Here is a 24,278-nt window from a genome sequence, read left to right as displayed (position 1 = left end):
GATCAAAGTGACGCCGTTATTCCACCATCGACATAGAGAGTATGTCCATTGACGAAACTGGATGCAGGGGACGCAAGGAATATGGCGGCACCGACAAGTTCTTCTACATTTCCCCAGCGACCGGCTGGAGTACGTTTCTCGAGCCATGCACTAAACGCTGGGTCAGCAACCAATGCGGCGTTCAAAGGTGTATCGAAATATCCAGGCGCAATGGCATTGCAGTTCAGACCATACTTGGCCCAATCAGTCGCCATTCCTTTTGTAAGGTTGGTCACGGCACCTTTTGTCGCCGTGTAAGGCGCAATACCCGGTCTTGCCAATGCGGATTGAACCGACGCAATGTTAATGATCTTACCCGACTTTCTTTCAATCATGTGCCGTGCCACTGCCTGACCGACGTGAAAGACGGACGCCACATTTGTCTGTAGTAGGCGCTCGAAGGCATCAGCGGGGAAATCCTGTAACTCCGTCCTGTGTTGCATTCCGGCGTTGTTTATCAGGATGTCTATCGGGCCGACCTTTTCTTCAAAGTCGTCCACAGCAGATCGGACGCCTTCATGATCGGTCGCATCGAACGCAAGTTCCCGTACCGAGGCGCCTGTTTCACTTAGTTCGGAGGCTGCTGCCGCCAGTTTTGTGGTGTCGCGCCCGTTCAAAACGACCTGCGCACCGGCAGCAGCCAAACCTCGCGCCAGTGCAAATCCAATTCCCTGACTGGAGCCTGTTATCAGCGCCCGAGTTCCACTTAGGCTGAACATTTCAAGCGTCATGCAAAAATCCCTTGGTTGTCGGCACCGACTATCCGTATCTTTTGGCGATGTGTATAGGGAGTCTGCGCAATGTCTTCGGCCAGTGTTGCTGTTGTTATCCATGCTGCGAAAGATCTGAGGTTGGAAAACCGGGATGTACGCGACCTGGGACAAGACGAAGTTTTAATTGCATTGCGCGTGGGGGGGATTTGCGGCTCTGACCTGCATTATTACAACCACGGTGGCTTCGGCGCGATCAAGTTGCTTCAACCGATGGTGCTTGGACACGAAGTCGCCGGCGAAATCGTAGAATTCGGGTCAAGTGTGCAGGGGCTGAACCTAGGTCAATTGGTTGCAGTTTCTCCATCCCGCCCCTGCCAAGCCTGCTACTATTGTCTGAACGGGCAGCAAAACCACTGTCTTGATATGAAGTTCTATGGCAGCGCAATGCCGTTCCCGCATATCCAAGGCGCTTTTCGGAGCAAACTCGTGGCGAAAGCCAGTCAATGTGTTCCGGCAGACGGGTTGAGCCCTGCACAGGCCGCTATGGCAGAACCGCTGGCGGTTTGTTTGCACGCGGTTAAACAAGCTGGAAGCCTGGTTGGTAAAACGGTGCTTATCACCGGATGCGGCCCGATCGGCTGCCTTACGACCTTGGTGGCACGTCGTTCTGGGGCGGCCAGAATAGTCGCGACAGATATCTCGGACCAGACCCTAGCCATAGCGCGTGAATGCGGGGCAGACGATGTCATCAACACCTACACTGATCCGCAAATGTTGGAACGGTTTGAAAAGGACAAGGGCCAGATTGACGTCCAACTGGAATGTTCCGGGGCTCAATCGGCCCTGGCTTCTGGCGTCGAATGCTTGCGCCCGCGTGGAACTTTGGTTCAGCTTGGCCTGGGCGGAGACATGACAGTGCCGATGCAGGCGTTGACTGCAAAAGAGATTGCACTTCGCGGATCTTTCCGTTTCCATTCCGAGTTCGCGGTCGCTGTCGAAATGATGCGAAGCGGACTACTAAACGTCGACCATCTGGTGACGCATTCCTTCGAAGTTGGGGAGGCTGTCACTGCTTTCGAGGTTGCGTCTGATCGAAGCCGATCAATGAAGGTGCAGTTAACATTTCCGGATAATGACAATGGTTAAACGAATGCCTGATATAGCGACGACTTATGAAAGAGATGGTTTCGTGGCTCCGCTGGATATCCTGACAGTTTCCGAGGTTCAAACGCTGCGCGATGATTTTGAGAAAGCAGAGCGCACCCTCAGAGATGACCCAGAGAAACTCAAGCTTCTATACTCGTATCCGGACAGGCTGATACCATCATTCGATGCACTTCTCCGCCATTCGAAGCTGATTGAGGCTGCTTCAACGGTGTTGGGGCCGGACCTCATGGTTTGGAGCGGTGCACTTTTCGTAAAAGAGGCGCGATCATCGAAAATCGTCTCGTGGCACCAGGACTTGACCTATTGGGGATTGGATGATGCAGAAGAGGTTACTTGTTGGGTTGCGATTTCAGAAGCGTCTGAGCAAAGCGGGTGTATGAAGTTTGTTCCCGGCAGTCATAAAAACCGTATCGTGCCTCACGTAGACACCTTCAGCAAAAACAATCTGTTATCACGCGGGCAGGAAATCGCAGTCGATGTGAACGAACAAGATGCAGTGGCTGCGGAATTGCGTGCGGGGCAGGCATCCATGCATCACGGGCATCTCTTTCACGCATCGGGACCCAATAACACTGACGACAGACGCATTGGCGCGGCGTTGCGTTTCATAAAACCCTCGATGAAACAGAAAAACGGCGTGAAAACTCTGGTTGCGCTTGTCGCGGGGCAAGATGATTTTGGGCATTTCTTAGTTGCGCCTTCCCCTCGGGGCTTTTTGCATGAGAACGATTTCGATTTGTGTCAAAGGGATGCAGACCGCAAGAAACAAATACTTTTCGCCGGAGTGCAATGATTTCCTTCGCAAGCTCTGAACCATTATTGCACCAACCCAAAATCAGACCTGAATTGCGAAAACAGGTGAACATCTAAAATAGTCTTGTCAGAAGAACTCGGGTTGAAACGGGTAGGGGCTTTCGAAGCCTCCACCTATGACCAACCTAAGCCCATTCAAGGAATTCAAGGCCAACCCCAGGATCATTCGTCGGGCCGTGATATTGTACCTTCGGTTTCCTGTGCCTTTTACAATGTCGAAGACCTGATGAATGAGCGTAGGATAAGCGAACACGCACAATCGCTCTCGCCGGGCCGCGCGAACTTGGTGCGACAAAAAGGGCAGCTATACTGGCTTAGCAGAGACTGGTTCCAATTTGTCTTACAGCACCGCCATTTGTATCCGTTTCGCATCATTTCCATTCGACGATCTGGATTCATGCTGCAATTTTCGCGCGTTGCATAGCGTGACTCCGAGCACAGGTTGGTCTGATCACGTCCGATGAATGCCAAAAGAACTCCGGCGACGTGTAAGTGTCAGATCAATTGGGCCACTTATTCCTGCGGGCATTTTCCTTTTTGGCCAGCAAAGAGGGTGCCGCCATCCAGCACTTCTACGTAAACCCCCATATCCATATGGCCCAGATGGGTTCGAAGTAAGAACGGAATGTTCAAGTCTCGTAGGGCCGTCTCAGGATTCACCTCGGTAGCGGCGCATCTTTTCGTCCGCGAGAGTATCCGCAGCCTGACATCGCCAAACACAAAGGTGGAACCGACAGAGCTCAGCTCGGAAAACGGTGGCAATCCGTCAATTTCGATATTCGCCCGAAATCTGTCCGGGTGAATGTCTGTGCGCAACTTTCTGCTTAACGCATCAACAGAGCTTAAGTTGAGAACCGATATCGCATTCATCATCTTCGGTGAAACGACTGAAACATCCGTGAAACGATGCGGGTGCGAAGACACGAATCTAGGCGGTTCAGGATCCTGTAGTTCCAGCGTATCGTAGAGGAGTCTGGCGGCATCCGTTTTTCCTTGGGGCTCGCTCATGCGGAAGCAGTGGGTGCGGCCGTCCACATCAATTTCCAACTGCTGAGTTGTTGCGTCGAAACGTGTCCTGAGACCCGCAAGCCCAGCTTCTTTCAGCAAAACAACAAAGCGGTCTTTAGGAAGTGGCTTTGGGTCAGTCGGGTCAAAGCCGGAATTGTAGCGAGCAAAGCCGAAAAGGCGGTCACCAGGTACACCCTCACCCGCGCTCAGGTTGACTGTGTTCAGCGGCTCCGGACTCAGACCCTTGATAGGGTAACGCTTCATTCTGACAATGGTGAGTTCGCTCATGCCTTGGTTTCCGATCCGTCGTGTATAGCCGAATTTGGCTCGTCTTTCGTCTTCTGGGCCATCGATTTCCACGCGTTCGGGCGGGGGGCGTAAAGCCGGAAATCCAGCAATGCAGGGCCTGTGAGAACTGGCTATCCAAAGCTGCCAGCAGGTCAGTTTCAAAGAACTGTTTTGAGACTAGCGGTTTTTCCTATGGATTGTTGGAAAGTATGTGGAAGGAAACGTTTCGGTATAAATTTTTCAAAAACAATGAAATAGAATGGTAAATTAAAGTTGTATAGGGCGTTTTGAGGTACGAACCTCAAAATTGTCTAGACTTGAGGTGCGTACCTCAAATAGCCTTGGAAGTATGCCGCGATTCGCACATCCTCGATTGACGGCGTTAAAAAGGGAGGAATGGATGACTTACTCAAAACTGGCGTCTGCCAGCGCAATAGTCCTTGCCGCTACTACTCTTTCTACCAAGGCAAATGCTGAAGACCTGATACTGTGTTGGGCGGCATGGGACCCGGCCAACGCGCTGGTTGAGCTATCCAAAGAATTCGAGGCCGAGTCTGGCCACACAATGAACTTCGAGTTTGTGCCCTGGCCGAACTTTGCGGACCGCATGCTGAACGAGCTGAATTCCGGAGGGAAGCTTTGTGACCTGCTGATCGGGGACAGCCAATGGATTGGCGGCGGAGCTGAGAACGGTCACTATGTAAAGCTGAATGACTTCTTTGATGCTGAGGGCATCAGTATGGATGATTTCGCGCCGGCAACTGTGTACGCTTATTCGACTTGGCCAAAGGGCACGCCAAATTACTATGCGCTGCCTGCAATGGGTGATGCGAACGGTTGGTTCTATCGCAAGGACTGGTTCGAAGATCCCGATATCCAAGCAGCCTACAAGGAAGCAACCGGTCAAGATTTGCGTGAACCGGAATCCCAGAAAGAGCTGTTGCAGATTGCGCAATTTTTCCAAGGTCGCGAGATCGACGGAAAAACCGTGTACGGCGCTGCGATCTTTACCGAGCGCGGTTCGGAAGGGATAACAATGGGTGTGACGAGTGCGCTTTACCCTTGGGGGTTCAAGTATGAAAATACGCCGGGCTCGTATGACATGGAAGGCGCCGTGAATTCACCCGAAGCCGTCGAAGCGCTGGAATTCTACAAAGAGTTCTACAAAACAGCGACACCTCCGGGTTACACAAACTCTTACATGGGTGAAAGCTTGGACGCCTTTAAGTCAGGTCAGGTCGCCATGGCCATGAATTGGTTTGCATTCTTCCCGGGCCTCTATGCCGATCCCAATACCGGTGGCGACAAGATCGACTTCTTCGTGAACCCGCCGCAAAATCAGGCAGGTTCAACGTTGGGCGGGCAAGGGATTTCTGTCGTCAGCTATTCTGACAAACAGGATGCCGCGCTTGAGTACATCAAGTGGTTCGCGCAACCCGAAGTTCAGGCCAAATGGTGGGAACTGGGCGGTTATTCAGCACATAATTCCGTGCTGGAAGACCCCGGCTTCGTGGACAGCCAACCCTTTGCCGGTGACTTTCTGGAAGCCATGGCAGGTGTGCAGGACTTCTGGCAGGAGCCTGCTTATGCGGAATTGTTGTTGGCCATGCAGAAACGTATCCATGACTACGTTGTCGCCGATCAAGGCACCGCCCAGGAAGCGCTTGATCTTTTGATCGAGGATTGGACCGAAGTCTTCGAAGACGAAGGCAAGCTTTAATCCGGAAGCAGGGCAGGAGCGGGTTCAATCCCGCTCCACCATGACCCGTGTGTCCCAAACCGACAAGAACTGGCAAAGAAATGTCTGACCGGACCATAGATCGCGTTGCGCAGGCAACGCCCACGCGAGTTGCGCGCAAAATCAGAGGGTTATCCGATCGAGCAATTGCTTGGATATTCATTTCCCCGACGATCTTCCTGCTGCTTGCAATCAACATTTTTCCGTTGATTTGGACAATCCAGCTTAGCTTTACCAACTACAAAGCCAATCGGATAGGGCGCGAGGTCAAGGATGTCGGGTTCAGGAATTACGAGCGTATCCTGACGGATTCCGACACCTGGTTGAATATGCAGGCGACGGCGCATTTTTTGTTCTGGACGATCTTTTTTCAGGTTCTGATCGGGTTCACTTTGGCGTGGCTAATCAACAAGAAGTTTAAGGGAAATGACCTGTGGACCACGATTATTGTCTTGCCAATGATGCTGTCCCCTGCTGTCGTCGGGAACTTTTGGAAGTTTCTCTATCAGCCTCAGATCGGACTGTTCAACTATATCGTTTCGTGGTTCACCGGCAAAGACCCGTCAAGTTTTGAGATGCTGGGTTCGGTGACGTTGGCGCCCTGGGCCATCGTCATCGTCGACACATGGATGTGGACGCCGTTTGTGATGCTGATCTGCCTGGCCGGGCTGCGCAGTATTCCCGATTACATCTACGAGGCGGCCGAGATCGACAGGGCCAGCAAGCTGCGGCAGTTCTTTACGATTACGATCCCGATGGTGCTGCCATTCCTGATGCTGGCGGTGCTGTTTCGAGGGATCGAGAACTTCAAAATGTTTGATCTGGTGGTGCAGTTGACCGGCGGTGGGCCGGGGTCCGTTACGGAACTCACTTCGATCAATCTCAAGCGAGAGGCGTTTGAGAAGTGGCGTACAGGGTATGCATCGGCTTATGCAATCATCCTGTTCGTCACCGTGTTCGGCCTTGCGTCGATTTACGTCAAAGCCCTGAACAAGGTGAAGCAGAGATGAGCGGCTTTTCCGTCACTGAACCTTCGAACCGGTCCAAATGGATCGCAGGAATCCTGGTCATCACTTATGCGCTGATCACGATGATCCCGCTGGTGTGGATTTTGCTGACCGGGTTCAAATCCCCTGCCGACGCGATCAGCTACCCGCCCAAAGTGGTCTTTGACCCAACGCTCGAAGGTTACGTCAATCTTTTCACCACGCGCACGAGGCAGACGCAGGAGTTTCTGGAAGCCAACCCGCCACAGAACTGGGCCGATGAGATCGTCCGCCAATACGACATGGTGATCGTTGGGCCCTCCAAATTCGGCGAGCGTTTCATGAATTCGGTCATCATCGGATTTGGATCCACGTTCTTGAGTATTTTCCTCGGCACGCTGGCCGCCTATGCGTTCAGCAGGTTCAAGGTACCGCTCAAAGACGACCTTCTGTTCTTCATTCTTAGTACAAGGATGATGCCTCCGGTCGCTGTCGCCATCCCGATCTTCCTGATGTTCAGAAACCTTGGGCTGAGCGACACGCATCTGGGAATGATCCTCCTGTATACGGGCGTGAATATCTCCCTAGCGGTTTGGTTGCTGAAGGGTTTCATCGACGAAATTCCAAGAGAGTACGAGGAAGCCGCCCTTATAGATGGCTACACGAGGTTTCAGGCCTTTTACAAAGTGGTGCTGCCGCAAGCCGCCACAGGCATTGCGTCAACTGCGATCTTCTGCCTGATCTTCGCATGGAATGAATATGCTTTCGCCGTGCTGCTGACTTCGGCCAACGCGCAGACAGCGCCCCCGTTTATCCCCACCATCATCGGTATCGGCGGTCTGGATTGGCCAGCGGTTGCGGCTGGTGCGACGATCTTCCTGATCCCCGTTATGATTTTCACCATCCTGATGCGCAAACACCTGCTGCGCGGGATCACATTCGGAGCCGTACGCAAATGAGCGAGTTTCTTACCGGATTGATGCGGCTCCGCCGCGGCCCGTGGGAGATGGTCGCCACCATCCTGATCGCACTGGGTGTCTTCATGCTGATGCAGCCCTTTGTCCTTTGGGCGTTCACCTATTCCTTCATCGTCACGCTGATCGGAACCGTCATGTTCATCATCGTCAGCCATTTTCCGGAGTAGAAATGGCCCAAATCATAGTCAAAAACGTAAAGAAGATGTTCGGCGATTTCACTGCTGTGCGCGAAAGCTCTTTTACAATTGAGGACGGTGAGTTTTTCATGCTGCTTGGGCCGTCGGGATGTGGAAAGACGACAACGCTCAGGATGATTGCGGGGCTGGAACTTCCGACTTCCGGCGAAATCTATCTGGATGGTGAGGAAATCAGCCAAAAGCCGCCTTCAGAACGTGACATAGCGTTCGTTTTCCAGATGTTCGCGCTGTATCCGCACATGAATGTTCGCAAGAACATCAGCTATCCACTGATTTCACAAGGCATGTCACGTGCAGCCGTCAAAGCCAAAGTCGAAGAAGTTGCCGGAATTCTGGGGATAACTGACATTCTGGAAAGCCCGGTGGGGGGGCTTTCGGGTGGCGACAGGCAGCGCGTTGCACTTGGGCGGGCGATCGTTCGCGAGCCCAAGGCGTTCATGATGGACGAACCTCTTGGCGCTTTGGATGCCGAATTTCGCGAGCATATGGCCGAAGAGTTGCGCGCGCTTCACGATCGAATGGGAGCGACAACGGTTTACGTCACACACGATCAGCTAGAAGCCATGCAGATGGGCGACAAGATTGTTGTCATGAATAACGCAGTGATCGAACAATTCGGAACGCCGCAAGAAATCTACGACAAACCTGCGACCATGTTTGTGGCGGATTTCATAGGATCTCCGTCAATGAACTTCTTGCCGTTTCAGGGAAAAGTGGCACCCGGCTCTGAAAGGGTCAGGCTGAACGGCCATGACGAAGCGGTCCCGAAGCTGATGGAGGGGGCGGAAGGGGAACTGGTCTTCGGTGTCCGGCCGGAACATGTTTTTTTGTCCGACGACAGTGACTATCGGGCCAAAGTTCTGACAGCTGAATACTTGGGGACAACCCAGATCGTGACATTGCAAAGCCCGAACGGTGAGTTGAAGGCCCGCATCGGCGCAGGTGAAAAGGTTGCGCCGGGTGAAACCGTGGGATTGGATTTCCGTTCGACAACGGTGACTCTTTTTGAGCGCTCCACGGGCCGGGCGCTGAAATCCGCCCTGAACGAAGAGGTGCTGAGCAATGGCTGAAGTCATTTTGCAGAACATCTCGAAGTCATTCGGAACTGTTCAAGCCGTCGATGGTATCTCGATGACAATTCCCGATGGTGCCTTCGTCGTGCTTTTGGGTCCGACAGGTGCGGGAAAAACGACAACGCTTCGATTGATTTCCGGACTCGAGAAGATGGATTCGGGATCGGTACGCATCGCCGGCCGAGATGTTGGCCTGGAAACGCCTGCCCAACGCGATGTGGCGATGGTTTTTCAGCAATATTCGCTGTACCCGCATATGACGGTACGCGAGAATCTGTCGTTTCCACTGCGTTCGCCGATCCTGAAAACTCCTGAGGATCAGATCAAGAAAAAGGTGAACGAAGTCGCGGAAATCCTGCAAATCCCGCACAAGCTGGACAACAAGGCCACGGAATTGTCCGGCGGAGAGATGCAACGTGTTTCGATTGGTCGCGCATTGGTGCGGGATCCCCAAATTTTCTTGATGGACGAGCCGCTCAGTTCACTGGATGCCAAGCTGAGAGCGGATCTGCGCGTTGAGCTCAAGAGAATTCAGGCCGACCTTGGGTCCACGCTTTTGTATGTGACCCATGATCAGGTTGAGGCCATGACAATGGCAACACATATCGGAGTTCTGGAAGAGGGCAGGCTGGTTCAGTACGGCACGCCAAGGGACATCTATGAAAACCCGTGCAGTGTTTATGTTGCCAGTCGATTGGGTCTGCCGCGGATAAATATCCTTCCGTCGGAGTTGTTCGGAGGAGATCACAAGGGCCCGCAGATTGGTCTTCGCCCGGAAAACATCATTGAAGGCGAAGGCAGTGACGCGCGCGTGATACGTGCCGAACACCTGGGTGACCAAACCCGACTTCATCTGGACTTGAATGGCCATCCGGTCGTGACGCTGATCGATGTCCATCAAGATTACCCCGCAGGTAAGACTATCAAAATTAGCCCACGAAACCCGTTGTATTTTGACGCGTCCGGCGCGCGCGTGAATTAAGGAGCAAAAGCATGGCCCAGTTCCTCAACACAAAAGAAACCCTCGTGACCGAGGCGATAGATGGTCTTCTTGCATCCTCAGGTGGGGCACTGACCAGATTGGATGGGTACCCTCATATCAAGGTTGTCTACAGATCGGATTGGGACAAATCGAAAGTCGCCCTGGTTTCGGGCGGAGGTTCCGGCCACGAACCTGCCCATGCCGGGTTTGTGGGCGCGGGAATGTTAACTGCGGCCGTATGCGGAGAGGTTTTCGCTTCCCCATCGGTAGAAGCTGTCCTGGCGGGCATTCTGGCCGTGACCGGTGAGGCGGGGTGTTTGCTGATCGTCAAGAATTATACTGGCGACCGGCTGAATTTTGGACTGGCGGCCGAGCGCGCCCGCGCATTGGGGCGCAAGGTGGAAATGGTGGTGGTCGATGATGACATCGCGCTTCCTGACCTGCCGCAACCGCGTGGCGTGGCAGGGACCCTGTTCGTGCACAAGATTGCCGGAGCATTGGCAGAACGTGGGGCTGATCTGGAAACTGTAACCAAAGCCGCTAAGAACGTAGTCGAGAAAGTAGTCAGTATCGGGATGAGTTTGGACACCTGCACCGTTCCGGGTTCCCCGAAAGAAGACAGGATTGCCCCCGGCAAAGCAGAGCTCGGGCTGGGTATTCACGGCGAGCCGGGTGTTGAGCAGGTGGAGTTCGCAAATGCCGTGACCGCAATGTCCACCGTCGTGGAAAAGTTGCAGCAGCGAGTGGGGGCGGGTGACTGCGTGGCGCTGGTAAACAACTTGGGGTCTACAACACCGCTTGAGATGTCTGTTTTGACGCACGCCTTGTCCGAAACCGGTATCGCGGGACATATTATCGGTCCGGCACCGCTGATGACTTCGCTGGACATGCATGGATTTTCTGTTTCGATTCTGCCGGTTGATCCGAGTGACTTGTTGGCGCTGGAAGAACCGGTCGAGTTGGTGGCATGGCCAGGGGTCAAAACGATAAAGCCGGTTCGAATTGCCCCTTTGCCTGATGGTTTGACCCCGATTGACCCCATCCCGTCGAACAATCCGGCGACCAAGGAAACAATAAATCGCTTGGCAGAACTGCTGATCCAAGCCGAGAAAGACCTGAACGAATTGGACGCGAAATCCGGAGATGGAGATACAGGCAGTACCTTGGCGACAGCAGCCAGATCTTTGCAGGGAAGCCTGGATCGAATGCCTCTTGCGGATCTGACGCAATTGTTTCCCGCGCTGGGCAATGAGCTGAGCCAGACCATGGGGGGATCTTCCGGTGTGATCCTGGCGATCTTTTTCAATGCCGCCGGAGATGCCTGTGCCAGTGGCGCTTCCATATCAAAGTCTTTGGTCGAAGGCCTGAACCGGGTCAGCCAGGTAGGTGGGGCCAAAGTTGGCGACAGGACAATGATTGATGCTCTGGCACCTGCGCTTGAGGCGCTGCCTTCAGGGCTGGTGCAAGCCGCGAAAGCCGCGCGCGAAGGTGCTGACAAAACCGCAAATATTCACCGTGCCAAAGCAGGCCGTGCAGCCTATGTTCCCGAAGAAAACCTGATCGGACATAACGACCCGGGTGCAGAAGCTGTTGCATTGTTGTTCGAAGGCTTGGCACGGGAGATTGAGGGCTGAAAGACACGTGGAAGACCAAAAGCAAAAACTAGAATTGGTGAAAAAGCCAACCGTAAACGACATCGCGCGCGTTGCGGGTGTCAGTCTGGCGACTGTTGACCGGGTCTTGAACAGGCGTCCCGGTGTGCGGGCGGTGACCGTGCAGAAAGTACAAAAGGCGATTGATGAGCTTGGGTATGTGCGCGACACCGCTGCCGCCAACCTCGCGCGGAACCGTGTCTATAATTTCGTCTTTATTCTGCCGGATGCCGGCAATGAATTTGTCGAGGCGATATGCGATCAGATAGCTGAACAATCGCGCGATCAGTTCATAGAAAGAACGCGGGTCACGATAAAAAAGGTCGCTCCGTTCGAGCCTCAGGACATAGTCAACATTCTGGATGGGGTCGACCACCTGAGCGTCGACGGGGTGGCCGTATTCGGGCCGGAAACGCCTTCGGTCCGCGACGCTGTGAAGAGGGTCAGGGATAAAGGCATTCCAGTGGTTGCATTGGTGTCGGACTTGCCAAGCTCGGACAGAGATCATTTTGTCGGGATCGATAACGTTTCGGCCGGGCGAACCGCAGCTCAGTTGATGGGGCGCTTTGTGCATCGTCCGGGTAAGGTTTTGGTTCTGACGGGCTCACGTTTGGCACGTGATCATCTGGAGCGGCGCCAGGGATTTGATCTTGTTGTCGCTGAAGAGTTCCCTCATCTGGAAGTCGTGGCGTCTGTCGAGGGCAGGGATGACCCGGATCTGATCTACAAGATGATGCCTGGGATATTTGAGACCTACCCCGACCTGGTCGGAATATACTCTTCCGCCGCGGGCAATGCGGGTTTGGTTCAATTTCTGTCAGAGAGCAGGATCAGCAAGGATCTGGTCATTATCGCGCATGAACTCACACCGCTTAGTCGTGATGCGCTTCGCCGTGGCACATTTGACGCGCTGATCTCGCAGGATTCTGGGCATCTGGTGCGGTCCGCCGTGCGTCTGTTGCGTGCAACATCGGACAAAGTGCCTTTCAACAAATCACAGGAACGCATCCGCATCGACATCTATCTGAAGGAAAACTTGCCGCCATAGAGGCATTGGTTTCGGGGAGGAAACTGAATGAAGACGATCAAAGGGCCTGCATTATTTCTTGCACAATTTGCCGGTGACGAAGCGCCGTTCAATTCATGGGACGCCATAACCAAATGGGCGGCGGATTGCGGATACAGGGGCGTTCAAGTGCCCAGTTGGGACGGGCGGTTGTTCGACCTTGAAACGGCCGCGACAAGCAAAGACTATTGCGATGACTTCAAGGGCAAAGCCCAAGAGAACGGCGTTGAAGTCACAGAATTATCGACGCACCTGCAAGGCCAACTTGTCGCTGTTCACCCGGCCTATGATACGGCGTTTGATGGTTTTGCGGCCGAAAGCGTAAGGGGAGATCCCAAAGCCCGGCAGGAATGGGCCGTTGATCAGGTCAAGAAAGCGCTTTCAGCCTCTCGGAATTTGGGAATCTCGGCTCATGCAACATTCTCTGGCGCGCTGGCCTGGCCTTACGTGTATCCCTGGCCTCAACGTCCTGCTGGTCTGATTGAAACCGCATTTGATGAGCTCGCCCGTCGTTGGGTGCCGATTTTGGACCACGCCGAAGACTGTGGCGTTGATGTTTGCTATGAAATCCACCCCGGCGAGGATCTTCATGACGGGGTGACATACGAAATGTTCCTTGAACGAACAGGCAACCATGCGCGGGCGTGCATGCTGTACGACCCGTCGCATTATGTCCTGCAATGCCTCGATTACCTTGACAATATCGACATCTACAAAGACCGCATCCGGATGTTTCACGTAAAGGATGCCGAGTTCAATCCGACCGGAAGGCAAGGTGTCTATTCCGGCTATCAAAGCTGGGTCGATCGCGCAGGGCGGTTCAGGTCACTCGGTGATGGACAGGTGGATTTCGGGGCTGTCTTTTCCAAGATGGCGGCAAACGACTTTGATGGCTGGGCCGTGGTCGAATGGGAATGCTGCCTGAAACATCCCGAGGATGGCGCGCGTGAAGGTGCTCAGTTCGTTTCCGATCACATTATTCGCGTGACCGAGAAGGCCTTTGACGATTTTGCCGACGGCGGCACCGACGAAGCGGCCAATCGGAAAATGCTGGGGATAGGCTGATGGTAACAGGACGCAACGAAGAAAGAACGGGGCGCATTCGCCTTGGTATGGTCGGCGGTGGAAACGATGCTTTCATCGGTGGTGTCCACCGCATAGCCGCGCGACTGGATGACAAGTTCGAGCTGGTTGCAGGCGCGTTGTCCTCGACGCCCGAAAAATCCCGGGAAAGCGGCGAGGCGCTGGGCCTCGAGCGGGTTTACGATGACTTCAAGCAGATGGCGATGCGAGAAGCGCGTTTGAAATCCGGGATCGAAGCGGTTTCGATCGTCACGCCAAATCACGTTCACTATGCTGCCGCGCGTGAGTTTCTGAAACGCGGCATTCACGTGATTTGCGATAAGCCGCTTACGTCGACCCTTGGTGATGCGAAGAAACTGGTCAAAACCGCTGAAAACTCAAACGCGCTGTTCATCCTTACCCACAACTACACGGGCTATCCAATGGTTCGGCAAGCGCGTGAGATGGTTGCCAACGGGGATATCGGCAAAATCCGCGTGGTTCAGGTTGAGTATCCGCAAGACTGGCTGACCGAGCCGCAGGATTTCAAGCAGGCCGAATGGAGGACTGATCCGGAACGCTCCGGTGCCGGAGGATCAACCGGTGATATTGGAACTCATGCGTATAATATTGCCTGCTTTGTAACCGGATTAAGGGCAGAAAGCCTTGCGGCGGATTTGCAGGCTTTTGTGCCGGGTCGTCAGGTCGACGATAACGCGCATGTGTTGCTGAGGTTCCAAGGCGGAGCCCGTGGCATGCTGTGGTCTTCGCAGGTTGCGCCCGGTAACGAAAACGCTCTGCGATTGCGTGTGTACGGCGAAAGGGGCGGCATCGAGTGGGCTCAGGAAGACCCGAACTATCTTTGGTTTACTCCTTACGGAGAGTCAAAGCGTCTGATCACCCGAAATGGGGTCGGGGCAGGGGATGCGGCCAATCGGCTCAGCAGAGTGCCCCCGGGACACCCCGAAGGTTACTTGGAAGGGTTCGCCAATATCTATGGCGAAGCAGCCGAAGCCATTCTGGCGTTCAGAAACGGAAGTTTACCTGACGCATCCGTCGTCTATCCAACGGTCCGGGATGGGCTTGAAGGCGTCAGGTTTGTGGCCGCATGCGTGCAAAGCTCTGCCAGAAATTCGGCCTGGGTCAAGCTGGAGTGAGGCTTTCTGCTTTGCGGGTTGAATTGCAGGCCTTGTTTGAAAAACCGGGTTGAGGCAGGTATGTGCCTCAACAATCGACGCGGCCACTCTGTATGAGCAAGCATAGGCCGTGTCACAAACAACGTGCTGTTAGCGTTTCCACGGCGTAATCAAATGTTTGGGCGCTATTCTCGGCCCGCGCCGTCAGATGAGCGCCTTCCAGCAAGGCCAAAGCCGCGCGTGCTTCTGCTTTCGGATCTTCAACGCCCGTGATCGAATGATCGGTTTTGCCAAGCGCAAAGACATTCTCGATCCACCGGGTCATCATGCGCCGGAACTCGCGGATTTTGTCGGTGACCTCATTCGACAAGCTCTCCCGGCTGATGATCAGCGACACACATAAACACAGGGTTTTTCCGTCGTTCAAAGCCGCGCGATACAGCGCGATCAGTGCACGCATGCGCGTGCCCGCCGTTTCGCAAGTTTCCTCGATCTCGTCGCAGCGTCCCATAAACTCGGTATGGTAGCGTATCATCAAAGCGGCTGACAGCGCGGCTTTGGTCGGGAAGTGATAGTGGATCGATGCCTTGCGGATGCCCACATCATTGGCGAGGTCGGCATAGCTGAAGCCGTCGAAGCCTTTGCTGCGTACGGCAAATTCGGCAGAATTCAGCAAAGCGGTTTTTGTATCTATTTCCATACCACGTTCATCCTATTTGCGCTCAACAATGCCGCGGTGTTTTCTGCTGCTTCCAATGCACCTTCCAGATATCCCCCAAATTGCGCGGCTGTTTCGGTGCCACTGAAAATGATCCGGTCTTCCCAGATCCGTGTCATGGCCTTCGGCATGCCGTACTGCGGATGGGCATATACGGGCTGAAGGTCCAGGTCGGTCGCTGTGAAGCGATCAAACGCCCAGTCTTTTAGCAAAAGCGCGCCGGGGCTGGTCGCCTTGCGCCCGAACAATCGCCCCAGCTGAGCCAGAACCTGCTGCCGCAAATCCCCTTCATCCCGGCGAACTTGCGCGGGGATGCCGATGAAACCGAACAGCGCGAAGGGACCACCGCTGGCAGGCGACGCGTCGTGGATTTCCACCATGGGACCGTGCCGGCTCATAGCATCCCCTGACAGTCCGTCTTCGCGCCAGAACGGAGTGTCATAGACCGCAACCGCTTTGGCCTGCCCGGCCATCCAGGTCGCGATGTGCCGCATGGCTGACAACGTGCCATCGGGCAGGGCGGGCTCAAAGATCAACTCGGCCGCGATGCGTGGGGGCACGGCAAGTACCACACGGTTTGCCAGAATATGCTGCCCAGATTGCGTGGTGACCCGAACCCCACCTTCGGTGCAGGCCAAGACGGTGATCTGCGTGGACAGGTGAATTGCCCCATCCGGCAACCGTGCCGACAGCGCATCTGTCAAAGCAGCGAGCCCCCCGACCAGACGATATGACCCTTCCATGGATGAAAACCCGCGGCCCCGCTCAACACGGCCCTGTTCATCTTCGAAACTCAGCGCGCCGGAACTGAATTGGTCAAACCGGTGCAGGCCCAGCCGGTCTGTCAGCGCTGCGATACGTGGCTGGCCGGGCCAGAACCAAGCCGGACCCATGTCCAGATGGGCGTTCCCCTGAACCTCGGTCAGAATGCGTCCTCCCAGACGGCTGCGCGCCTCAACAACCAGAACTTCCTGACCCTGATCCACAAGCTGTGTCGCCAGGCTGAGCCCTGAAAGCCCACCGCCGATGATGAGCGTATCGGTGCGCATGGATCAGAACCCCTCAGTTGAAGGACGCAGGTCCAGCTCTTGGGTCCAAGTCGACCTGGGTTGTTGCGCCAGTTGCCAATATACCTCGGCAATATCTTCGGGCTTCATCATTTTGGCTGGGTCCAGACTGTGCCGGTCGCGTGACCGGGCCGTGTCGATTATGCCGTCCAGAATGACATGCGTGATATGCACGCCCGCCGGTTGAAACTCTCGTGCAAGCGATTGTGTCAGCCCGCGCAGGGCAAACTTGGCCGAAGCAAATGCTGAAAACTGTGCACCACCGCGCAGAGAGGCGGTTGCACCCGACACGATCAAGGTTCCGCCACCGCCACGGACCATCGGCTGCATCACCGATTGCGCCAGCACGATCAGCGTTTGCACCATCGACGTCCAGCTGCGCTGGTAATCGTTCAGCGTTGTTTTCAGGAAGGGTGAGATCACCAGTTCTGCGGTGTTGTGAACCACGATCTTGGGCGGCCCGTAAGCGGCAATCAAATCGGCTATGACCGGTGCCGTTTCGCCGGGGTCGGACAGATCGACCTGATGAAAGGAACCGATTGGGTTGTCGGGTTGGGTTCGGCCCAGACCCACGGTCACCATGCCTTCGGCCTGGAAACGCGACACCAACGCCTGGCCAAGCCCAGCCCCCGCTCCGGCGACGAGCGCCAAGGGTTTTTGTTCAGACATCGGTTACACCGCCGGCGGTTGGGCGTAAGGCAGGTGGCCTGTTTTCATCCAGATCTTGGCCCCGTTCGCCCCCGCAACGGCCGTCAGGCTGTGGCCTTCAGGCAGGCGCAGCCAATCGTTTTTGACCAGTTCGTCCCCGCCTTCGGTGACCGACCCGTCGATGATCAGAACCTCGATCCCGCCAGGGGCGTCCGAACGCAGCGTCGCGCCCGCGTCCAGATCGGAGTAGGTCACTATCTCGCGCGCATCCTCATGCAGGACTGAGGTGGCGATGCCGTTCGCGGGCGCGCGCAGCTCATCCACCATGTTTTTGCGAAACTGGGTTCGATCGTTCACGTCGAACTGCCAGAGCTTGACGAAGATCGTGCATCCCGGTTCCGACCCCGGTGTGTGTTGCGAGGTTGGCGGATTGCGCACATAGGTCCCCGCCGGATAGTCACCGTGTTCATCCTGAAATACACCGTCAAGGACAATGAATTCCTCGCCGCCGGTATGGGTGTGGGCAGAGAAATGACTGCCCGGCGCATAACGCACGATAGTGGTGGCCCGGGCGACCTCGCCTCCGATCCTGTCCAACATCCTGCGATCCACACCCTTCATAGGAGAGGCCTGCCATTCCAGCTGGTCTGAGTGAACGACAACGCGGTCAGAGAAGTCCGAATTGATTTCCATGGGGTCAGGTCTCTTCCTTGGTTACGACGCGTGATATTATCTACTAGTAGGTAGGTAAGCGCCAGCTGCAAAACTAGAATTCTCGACACGTTTCACAGAGTGTTGAACGGTTTCTTGTCAGGGGGGCTTGGTCGTACGGTTAGGTGGCGCAACCGCCACGGAGAGGTTTCACGCCTCGTTTTGAGGGTGGGGCGTGCGCGACACGCTATATCAGGTGCAGCAATATCTGCTTGATATCAATTGCTTCCTGCAAAAGGAAAGCTTCAAAAGCCGTTTTAAAACTGGCTGTGGTTTTCGCGCGAGGCAATTCAGTGCTCATGAAAACAGCAGGTATCTTCGGATTCGGAGGTTTCGGAAGTACCGCATTGAATTGCAAGAAGCCGAAACAAACTTATGATAATATCGCATTCATGAGGTAGAAAGACGTAACCCTTGATGGGCAATGCATCCGCATGCTTCACTTTCGGGGCTATGTCAGCATTTGGTTTTGCTGGCCCCAAAAAACCGAAAGGCACTACCTTTCCACACCAAAAACCTGAGCGCACCGCCGCCCGAGAGGGTGAGAAAAACAAGCGCGGAAGCTACCCAACACGGAGATATCAGATGAAAAAAATTGCAACGCTACTTGGAAGCGCGTCTTTCGCGATTGCCGGGCCGGCCATGGCCGCGGATATCGTGATCGGTGTGCCCAACTGGGCCTCGGTGAACGCCACGGCACATATTCTTGAGGTCGTGATCGAAGAAAACCTCGGCCTGGACGTGGAATTGCAAAACGGCACCAACCCGATTGTCTTCGAGGCGATGGACAGCGGTTCGATGCATGTCCATCCGGAAGTGTGGATGCCCAATCAGCAGAACCTGCACGATACCTATGTCAAGGAAAACGGCACCGTCGTCATGAACCAAAACCCGGTTCAGGCCGAACAGGGCATGTGCGTGCCGACCTATATCGCGGAACAATATGACATCAAATCGATCGATGACCTGAGCGACCCCGACAAGGTTGCGATCTTTGATACTGATGGCAACGGAACACCCGAGGTATGGATCGGTGCGCCGGGTTGGGCGTCGACCGTTGTCGAGAAGATCCGGGCCAAGTCCTATGGCTATGACCAGATCTTCGAGCTGACGGAATACGAAGAAACCATTGCCTATGCCAATCTGGCAAATGCAACCAAAGCGGGCGACCCGTGGATCGGGTTCTGCTACAGCCCCCACTATATCTTCGTGACACAGGATCTGACGGTTCTGGAAGAACCGCCTCATGATCCGGCCACCTGGACAATCGTTCAGCCCACGGATGATCCGGATTGGTTGTCCAAGTCCGAGGCGTCCTCGGCCTGGAACGGAGCAACGCTTCACTTGCACTACGCCAAGGAACTGGAAGAGAGCTATCCCGAAGTGGCCGCCCTGTTCAGCAACTACCAGATGACAGGCGACGATCTGAGCGCGATGGGCAAGGCGCTGGCCGTCGACAACATCGAAGCTGCGGATTTCGCCAAGGAATGGGTGGCTGCGAATGAAGACACCGTCATCGGCTGGCTGACCAACTAAATCACCACTCTTCGGGCCGTCGCGCAAAACCGCGGCGGCCTTTTTCTGTCGGGCAGGGCATCGCCCTGTGGGGGATAAATGGACGAACCTGTCGTAAAATTAGAAAACGTTTGGAAGATCTTCGGCTCGCGTGCGGAAGAGGCAATGGAAGCGGTCAGAAACGAAGGCATAGGCAAGCCGGAGGTTCTGGAGCGGTTCAACTGTGTTGTCGGCGTTCAGGGCGCCACGTTCGAAGTGCCGAGGGGTGAGATTTTCTGTATCATGGGGCTGTCCGGCTCGGGCAAGTCCACATTGGTGCGACATGTGAATCGATTGATCGAACCCACGGCGGGTCGGATCGAGATTCTGGGTCACGACGTTTCGAAACTGTCGGAATCCGAGTTGCGCCGCATTCGCGCCCAGCAAATCGGGATGGTCTTTCAGCACATGGCGCTGATGCCGCATCGTTCCGTGCGCGATAATGTGGCCTATCCGTTGGAGATCCGAAAGGTGTCCAAGTCAAAGCGCTGGGCCGTCTCGGATCACGCGCTGAGCCTGGTGAATCTGACAGGTTACGAGGACCGCCTGCCCAAAGAGCTTTCGGGCGGGATGCAGCAACGCGTGGGGATCGCGCGGGCGCTGGCCTCGGACCCGGAAATCCTGTTGATGGATGAACCGTTCTCTGCCCTTGATCCGCTGATCCGCCTGCAATTGCAGGACCAGTTCAAAGCACTTGTGGCGCAGCTCAAAAAGACCACGCTGTTCATCACCCACGATCTGGACGAAGCCATTCGGATCGGCCACCGGATTGCGATCATGAAAGATGGCGTCATCGTACAGATCGGAACCCCCGAAGACATCGTCATGAACCCGTCCGACGATTACGTGCGCGAATTCGTTCAGGGCATCTCAAAGCTCAAACTGGTCAAGGCGCATTCCATCATGGAGCCGGTGGGCAGTTACTCAGGGCCACTTGACGGTGCGCCCCGAGCCGACGAGGGCGCGGATCTGGATCAATTGATCGACCTGGCCGTGAATTCTGATCTGCCGGTCGTCATCACGGATGCGGGTATCGATGTGGGTGTCGTGACCAAGCCGCGCCTGTTGCGCGGTATCCAGGGGGGCAAAAATGACTGATGCTGCAACAGAGATGAAAGTAACGGCCGCCTCTGATATCGAGGTCGATCGCGAGGCCCTGGACCTTTCCATCAAAGAGTTCGCGGGTCCGAACGGTGAATACTATGTCAATGCGTTCCACAAGATTCATGATGCGACCAGCGCGATTCCCAACACGTTCAACAAGTGGGCCGCGGTGCTGGGGCCATTCTGGTCTGCGTCACGCGCCATTTGGGGCATGTTCTGGACCTTTCTGATCCTTGAGATCATCGCGTGGGTCCAGATCGGCAGGGGCGCGTGGGGCAATCCCGGCGCGGATTTCGCCGAGCGCGCTGCGCGTCAGCAGGAACGTGCGGCCGAACTGTTGGCGCGCGCAGCGGATGCCACGGAACAGGCCGATATCGACCGTTTCACCAAACTGGCCGAGAACATACAAAAAGCAGCGGCCACAAGTCTGGAAAGGGCTGCCGCCGCCCAGTCCGAGGCGGCAGGAATCCTGATTACCGGGTTGTTGATGTTGCTGGTGTTCAAGTTGGTTCAAGGGTTCTACGCCGACCGCGTCTACGAGAAACAGTATTCGAACTGGCGTATCGATCCGGAAAGCACTGAAAGTGGGCGTTCGACCCGTAACATCGTCATGGGCGCGATCCTTGTTGCGGCAATCGGACCATTGATTGTGTACAAGTTCACAGTGAACGCATCCCTTCCATTGCTTGACGCGTTCCCGGAACAGCAAGTGTCTGCGATGTTTCTTGGCGAAGGCAACGGCACGCTGTTCTCGAGCCTGGCAAACTGGATGGAGGCCAGGATTGATGCGGCTGCAGCGGCGGGCGGCGACATCTTTGACGGGATCGTGGCGGGCGTGCGATCGGTGCTTGATGCGCTGACGATTGCACTGATTGGGTCGCCCTGGCCGGTGGTCATGCTGGTCATCTGTGTGACGGCCTGGCGTGCGGCGGGACCAAGGGTTGCCATCTTCACCGCGTCTTCCCTGGCCTATATCGCGTTGCTGGGGTATTGGGACGTGGCGATGGAAACGGTTGCTCTGGTCGGTGCGGCGGTGTTGCTGTGCGTCGTCTTCGGCATTCCGCTGGGTATCTGGTTCGGAAAGTCGCAGCGCGCTTATCGCGCGGCGGAACCGGTTCTGGACCTGATGCAGACGCTTCCCGCCTTCGTCTACCTGATCCCGATCATCGCCTTCTTCGGCACCGGCAACCCGCCGGGGATTCTGGCCACCATCATCTTTGGCATGCCGCCGGTGATCCGCCTGACGGCACTGGGAATGCGGGGGGTGCCTGAAAGCATCAAAGAAGCTGCCGTCGCCTTTGGCGCGTCGAAATGGCAATTGTTGAAGGATGTTGAAATCCCGCTGGCGCTGCCATCGATCATGACCGGTGTGAACCAGACGATCCTGATGTGCCTGTCCATGGTCGTGATCATCTCACTGATCGGCGGGGGCGGTTTGGGCAAGGAAATCCTCGAGGCGCTGCAATACGCGGCCAAGGGGCCGGGCCTGCTGGGGGGCTTTGCGATCCTGTTCCTTGCCATGGTCATGGACCGGATCGTGCAGGGCGCGTTCCGACGAGAAGACGAAAAACTCTGAACGCAAACGCCCCCGGTTCTGATCGGGGGCGCTTTTCTTTGATCCGAGGAAATCATGACCGACCCGTATGAACAATCGATGATGGACAACCTGTATTGGTGGGGCGTGCCCACACTGTTCCGGTGTCCCAATGTCGGGCCCGAAGGGCAGGATATCGCACTGGCGGGCGTGCCGCATTCGACGGGCAACGGCACGACCGAAAGGGACCAGCACCTGGGACCACGCGCGTTGCGGCATGTCTCGGCCGTACAACGCAGGGTGCATTCGGTCTTTGAAATTGATCCTTGGCAGAGTGCGCGGATCGCCGATGTTGGTGATGTGCCTTTTCCAAAGGCCAACGACAACGAAGACTGCATCGAACGCATCACTGAATTCTACAAGACCATAGACGCGGCCGGAGCGCGCCCCGTTTCCGTCGGAGGCGACCATTCCATCACCGGTGGCATTGTTCAGGCCCTGGGTGGCGGCAAGCTTGCAGGCGGGCAGCCGGTCAGCTTTCTGCATCTGGACGCGCATACGGATGTCTTCACCAAGGTTGATCACTTTCTTGGTGCCAAGAAATCAGCGGCTCACTGGGGGGCCTATCTGGCCGATCAGGGGCAGGTGGATCCAACCCGGTCGATGCAGATCGGTCTGCGGGGCCATCCACGCAGCCTGGACTGGCTGCAACCGTCTTATGACTACGGGTACAATATCGTCACAATGCGAGAGTTCCGACAGCGCGGGTTGGCCGATGTGGTCGCGCAGACCAAAGAGGTTTTGGGTGACCGCCCGGTTTACATCACCTTCGATCTGGACTGTCTGGACCCAACCGTCGCGCCGGCCGTGTCCAATCTGGAACCGGGTGAGAAGGGGTTTGACATAGATGAGGCGGTCGGCATCCTGCGCGCGGCGCGCGGATTGAACATCATCGGCGGCGATGTGGTCTGCATGATGCCCACCAAGGACAGCCCCAACAACATCACCGCGCTGACGGCGGCGGCCGTGATGTTCGAGATGATTTCGATGATCGCCGAGAACGTCGCGCGGGCCTAGCGCCGCGCGTCGATCGCCTGTGCCAGAACACACAGCAACTCGAACATCAGCGAGATGCCAAGCCACGCCGTTCCACCTTGGGGGTCGAATGGCGGTGACACTTCGACAAGATCGGCGCCAACAAGGTTCAGACCGGACATCCTGCGAATGACCTGCTGGGCCTGAAAGCTGTTGGGCCCGCCGATTTCAGGTGTTCCTGTGCCGGGGGCGTAAGTTGGATCGACAAAGTCGATGTCATAGGTGCAATAGGTCGGCTGCATGCCAACGATATCGCGTACCTCGTTCATAACGTCGACCATGCCCCTGTCGAACAGTTCTTCGATACGGATGATGCGGATGCCCTGCGCCTCGCCCCATTCGATATCTTCAGTGTTGTAGGCCGTGCCGCGAATCCCGACTTGTACAAAACGCTTCGGGTCCACCAACCCTTCCTCGACCGCTCGGCGGAACGGGGTGCCGTGGGTGAATTTGTGACCTCCGAAATAAGTGTCGAACAAGTCCGTGTGACTGTCGAACTGGATCAGGCCAACCGGACCCGAAGCGGCCAGGGCTCGCAGGACGGGCAGGGTGGTCAGGTGATCCCCTCCGGCGGTCAATGGTGTGATGTTGCGGGCTTGAAGATCCGTGTAGAAACGCGTGACCCGATCCAGCGTGTCTTCTATGTCGACGGGATTGGGGGCGACGTCTCCTAGATCTGCGCAGTTCACCATTGAAAACGGTGCCACACCCGTAACCGGGTTCATCGCCCTGATCATGGTGGAATAATCTCTTAATTGCCGCGGACCATGCCGGGCGCCGGGGCGATTGGTGGTTCCGCCGTCCCAAGGGATACCGACGATACCCAGTTCGACTTCCGAAATCCGTTCGTGCGCCAGATCCAGCATGGGCAGGCGCATGAATGCGGGAATGCCGGCAAATCGGGCCAGTTCCATGGCGGACACCGGTTGAAAAAATGAATCGGCCATGAT

23 protein-coding genes are annotated in these 24,278 nt (G+C 55.7%); 16 read left to right on the top strand and 7 right to left on the bottom strand.

Annotated features, from left to right (window positions below; translation table 11 throughout):
- Positions 1–2 precede the first annotated feature (2 nt).
- Positions 3–770 (bottom strand): SDR family oxidoreductase, encoded by a 768-nt coding sequence (locus GS620_RS10945; protein WP_171231347.1) that lies wholly within the window; start codon positions 768–770, stop codon positions 3–5.
- Between the two features lie 69 nt (positions 771–839).
- Here GS620_RS10945 and GS620_RS10940 point away from each other — a divergent pair, with 69 nt between their 5' ends.
- Positions 840–1,898, top strand: a complete 1,059-nt coding sequence (locus tag GS620_RS10940; RefSeq protein WP_171615828.1) for an L-idonate 5-dehydrogenase — start codon at positions 840–842, stop codon at positions 1,896–1,898.
- Positions 1,891–2,712, top strand: coding sequence for a phytanoyl-CoA dioxygenase family protein (locus tag GS620_RS10935; RefSeq protein WP_253283879.1), 822 nt, complete (start codon positions 1,891–1,893; stop codon positions 2,710–2,712). Before GS620_RS10940 ends, GS620_RS10935 begins: the two co-directional genes overlap by 8 nt.
- Before the next feature lie 533 nt (positions 2,713–3,245).
- On the opposite strand, the gene GS620_RS10930 is transcribed toward GS620_RS10935, so the two are convergent.
- Entirely contained in the window at positions 3,246–4,028 is a 783-nt protein-coding gene (locus GS620_RS10930) for an MOSC domain-containing protein (RefSeq protein WP_171615824.1), read from the bottom strand.
- 400 nt (positions 4,029–4,428) lie between these two features.
- Here GS620_RS10930 and GS620_RS10925 point away from each other — a divergent pair, with 400 nt between their 5' ends.
- The 10 genes from GS620_RS10925 to GS620_RS10880 all read left to right on the top strand — a co-directional run bounded on the left by GS620_RS10925 (position 4,429) and on the right by GS620_RS10880 (position 14,918).
- Entirely contained in the window at positions 4,429–5,748 is a 1,320-nt protein-coding gene (locus tag GS620_RS10925) for an ABC transporter substrate-binding protein (RefSeq protein WP_171615822.1), read from the top strand.
- A gap of 80 nt (positions 5,749–5,828) precedes the next feature.
- Positions 5,829–6,776 carry a carbohydrate ABC transporter permease gene (locus GS620_RS10920; protein WP_171115163.1) on the top strand — a complete coding sequence of 316 codons (948 nt, stop codon included), beginning with the start codon at positions 5,829–5,831 and terminating at the stop codon, positions 6,774–6,776.
- Complete coding sequence (locus tag GS620_RS10915; RefSeq protein WP_171115165.1) at positions 6,773–7,711, top strand: carbohydrate ABC transporter permease; 939 nt, start codon at positions 6,773–6,775, stop codon at positions 7,709–7,711. Before GS620_RS10920 ends, GS620_RS10915 begins: the two co-directional genes overlap by 4 nt.
- Positions 7,708–7,896: a hypothetical protein gene (locus GS620_RS10910; RefSeq protein ID WP_058274732.1), complete on the top strand. Its 189-nt coding sequence runs from the start codon at positions 7,708–7,710 to the stop codon at positions 7,894–7,896. Before GS620_RS10915 ends, GS620_RS10910 begins: the two co-directional genes overlap by 4 nt.
- 2 nt (positions 7,897–7,898) lie before the next feature.
- A complete protein-coding gene (locus tag GS620_RS10905; RefSeq protein WP_171115167.1) occupies positions 7,899–8,996 on the top strand; it encodes an ABC transporter ATP-binding protein in 1,098 nt (365 codons plus the stop codon).
- On the top strand, positions 8,989–9,981 hold the full coding sequence (locus tag GS620_RS10900; RefSeq protein WP_171615820.1) for an ABC transporter ATP-binding protein: 993 nt from the start codon (positions 8,989–8,991) through the stop codon (positions 9,979–9,981). Before GS620_RS10905 ends, GS620_RS10900 begins: the two co-directional genes overlap by 8 nt.
- An 11-nt stretch (positions 9,982–9,992) precedes the next feature.
- The gene (locus tag GS620_RS10895; protein WP_152458513.1) at positions 9,993–11,615 is read left to right on the top strand and encodes a dihydroxyacetone kinase subunit DhaK; all 1,623 of its coding nucleotides are present in this window, start codon (positions 9,993–9,995) and stop codon (positions 11,613–11,615) included.
- A gap of 7 nt (positions 11,616–11,622) precedes the next feature.
- A complete protein-coding gene (locus GS620_RS10890; RefSeq protein WP_171167439.1) occupies positions 11,623–12,681 on the top strand; it encodes a LacI family DNA-binding transcriptional regulator in 1,059 nt (352 codons plus the stop codon).
- Positions 12,682–12,708: 27 nt separating this feature from the next.
- Positions 12,709–13,764 (top strand): sugar phosphate isomerase/epimerase, encoded by a 1,056-nt coding sequence (locus GS620_RS10885; protein ID WP_171167441.1) that lies wholly within the window; start codon positions 12,709–12,711, stop codon positions 13,762–13,764.
- Positions 13,764–14,918, top strand: coding sequence for a Gfo/Idh/MocA family protein (locus GS620_RS10880; RefSeq protein ID WP_171615818.1), 1,155 nt, complete (start codon positions 13,764–13,766; stop codon positions 14,916–14,918). The genes GS620_RS10885 and GS620_RS10880 overlap by 1 nt, the downstream gene beginning before the upstream one ends.
- A 112-nt stretch (positions 14,919–15,030) precedes the next feature.
- On the opposite strand, the gene GS620_RS10875 is transcribed toward GS620_RS10880, so the two are convergent.
- From GS620_RS10875 to GS620_RS10860, 4 genes are read right to left on the bottom strand one after another with little or no spacing between them, the layout of a single operon-like run.
- A complete protein-coding gene (locus GS620_RS10875; protein ID WP_171615816.1) occupies positions 15,031–15,597 on the bottom strand; it encodes a TetR/AcrR family transcriptional regulator in 567 nt (188 codons plus the stop codon).
- Entirely contained in the window at positions 15,588–16,664 is a 1,077-nt protein-coding gene (locus tag GS620_RS10870; protein ID WP_171615814.1) for an NAD(P)/FAD-dependent oxidoreductase, read from the bottom strand. Before GS620_RS10870 ends, GS620_RS10875 begins: the two co-directional genes overlap by 10 nt.
- Positions 16,665–16,667: 3 nt before the next feature.
- Entirely contained in the window at positions 16,668–17,351 is a 684-nt protein-coding gene (locus tag GS620_RS10865) for an SDR family NAD(P)-dependent oxidoreductase (protein WP_171615813.1), read from the bottom strand.
- A gap of 3 nt (positions 17,352–17,354) precedes the next feature.
- Complete coding sequence (locus tag GS620_RS10860; RefSeq protein WP_171615811.1) at positions 17,355–18,023, bottom strand: cupin domain-containing protein; 669 nt, start codon at positions 18,021–18,023, stop codon at positions 17,355–17,357.
- 603 nt (positions 18,024–18,626) lie between these two features.
- Here GS620_RS10860 and GS620_RS10855 point away from each other — a divergent pair.
- The 4 genes from GS620_RS10855 (at position 18,627) to GS620_RS10840 (ending at position 23,310) form a co-directional block, all read left to right on the top strand.
- Positions 18,627–19,577 carry a glycine betaine ABC transporter substrate-binding protein gene (locus GS620_RS10855; RefSeq protein ID WP_152458505.1) on the top strand — a complete coding sequence of 317 codons (951 nt, stop codon included), beginning with the start codon at positions 18,627–18,629 and terminating at the stop codon, positions 19,575–19,577.
- 78 nt (positions 19,578–19,655) lie between these two features.
- Entirely contained in the window at positions 19,656–20,693 is a 1,038-nt protein-coding gene (locus GS620_RS10850) for a glycine betaine/L-proline ABC transporter ATP-binding protein (RefSeq protein ID WP_171167455.1), read from the top strand.
- Complete coding sequence (locus GS620_RS10845) at positions 20,686–22,275, top strand: proline/glycine betaine ABC transporter permease (RefSeq protein ID WP_171615809.1); 1,590 nt, start codon at positions 20,686–20,688, stop codon at positions 22,273–22,275. The genes GS620_RS10850 and GS620_RS10845 overlap by 8 nt, the downstream gene beginning before the upstream one ends.
- A gap of 54 nt (positions 22,276–22,329) precedes the next feature.
- The gene (locus GS620_RS10840; RefSeq protein WP_152458502.1) at positions 22,330–23,310 is read left to right on the top strand and encodes an arginase family protein; all 981 of its coding nucleotides are present in this window, start codon (positions 22,330–22,332) and stop codon (positions 23,308–23,310) included.
- Here the strand turns inward: GS620_RS10840 and GS620_RS10835 are convergent.
- Complete coding sequence (locus GS620_RS10835; RefSeq protein WP_171167462.1) at positions 23,307–24,275, bottom strand: agmatinase; 969 nt, start codon at positions 24,273–24,275, stop codon at positions 23,307–23,309. The two genes, GS620_RS10840 and GS620_RS10835, sit on opposite strands and share 4 nt — an antisense overlap.
- Positions 24,276–24,278: the final 3 nt, after the last annotated feature.

Origin of the sequence: Ruegeria sp. HKCCD6428, assembly GCF_013110595.1 — a bacterium.
Lineage (GTDB): Bacteria > Pseudomonadota > Alphaproteobacteria > Rhodobacterales > Rhodobacteraceae > Ruegeria.
This window is presented reverse-complemented; position numbering and strand designations above follow the sequence as displayed.

Coding starts and splice junctions, on each gene's coding strand:
- GS620_RS10920 (WP_171115163.1), top strand. CDS start 5,829: ATGTCTGACCGGACCATAGATCGCGTTGCGCAGGCAACGCCCACGCGA.
- GS620_RS10840 (WP_152458502.1), top strand. CDS start 22,330: ATGACCGACCCGTATGAACAATCGATGATGGACAACCTGTATTGGTGG.
- GS620_RS10835 (WP_171167462.1), bottom strand. CDS start 24,275: ATGGCCGATTCATTTTTTCAACCGGTGTCCGCCATGGAACTGGCCCGA.
- GS620_RS10860 (WP_171615811.1), bottom strand. CDS start 18,023: ATGGAAATCAATTCGGACTTCTCTGACCGCGTTGTCGTTCACTCAGAC.
- GS620_RS10865 (WP_171615813.1), bottom strand. CDS start 17,351: ATGTCTGAACAAAAACCCTTGGCGCTCGTCGCCGGAGCGGGGGCTGGG.
- GS620_RS10850 (WP_171167455.1), top strand. CDS start 19,656: ATGGACGAACCTGTCGTAAAATTAGAAAACGTTTGGAAGATCTTCGGC.
- GS620_RS10875 (WP_171615816.1), bottom strand. CDS start 15,597: ATGGAAATAGATACAAAAACCGCTTTGCTGAATTCTGCCGAATTTGCC.
- GS620_RS10845 (WP_171615809.1), top strand. CDS start 20,686: ATGACTGATGCTGCAACAGAGATGAAAGTAACGGCCGCCTCTGATATC.
- GS620_RS10905 (WP_171115167.1), top strand. CDS start 7,899: ATGGCCCAAATCATAGTCAAAAACGTAAAGAAGATGTTCGGCGATTTC.
- GS620_RS10885 (WP_171167441.1), top strand. CDS start 12,709: ATGAAGACGATCAAAGGGCCTGCATTATTTCTTGCACAATTTGCCGGT.
- GS620_RS10855 (WP_152458505.1), top strand. CDS start 18,627: ATGAAAAAAATTGCAACGCTACTTGGAAGCGCGTCTTTCGCGATTGCC.
- GS620_RS10945 (WP_171231347.1), bottom strand. CDS start 770: ATGACGCTTGAAATGTTCAGCCTAAGTGGAACTCGGGCGCTGATAACA.
- GS620_RS10915 (WP_171115165.1), top strand. CDS start 6,773: ATGAGCGGCTTTTCCGTCACTGAACCTTCGAACCGGTCCAAATGGATC.
- GS620_RS10870 (WP_171615814.1), bottom strand. CDS start 16,664: ATGCGCACCGATACGCTCATCATCGGCGGTGGGCTTTCAGGGCTCAGC.
- GS620_RS10930 (WP_171615824.1), bottom strand. CDS start 4,028: ATGAGCGAACTCACCATTGTCAGAATGAAGCGTTACCCTATCAAGGGT.
- GS620_RS10900 (WP_171615820.1), top strand. CDS start 8,989: ATGGCTGAAGTCATTTTGCAGAACATCTCGAAGTCATTCGGAACTGTT.
- GS620_RS10910 (WP_058274732.1), top strand. CDS start 7,708: ATGAGCGAGTTTCTTACCGGATTGATGCGGCTCCGCCGCGGCCCGTGG.
- GS620_RS10925 (WP_171615822.1), top strand. CDS start 4,429: ATGACTTACTCAAAACTGGCGTCTGCCAGCGCAATAGTCCTTGCCGCT.
- GS620_RS10880 (WP_171615818.1), top strand. CDS start 13,764: ATGGTAACAGGACGCAACGAAGAAAGAACGGGGCGCATTCGCCTTGGT.
- GS620_RS10895 (WP_152458513.1), top strand. CDS start 9,993: ATGGCCCAGTTCCTCAACACAAAAGAAACCCTCGTGACCGAGGCGATA.
- GS620_RS10935 (WP_253283879.1), top strand. CDS start 1,891: ATGGTTAAACGAATGCCTGATATAGCGACGACTTATGAAAGAGATGGT.
- GS620_RS10940 (WP_171615828.1), top strand. CDS start 840: ATGTCTTCGGCCAGTGTTGCTGTTGTTATCCATGCTGCGAAAGATCTG.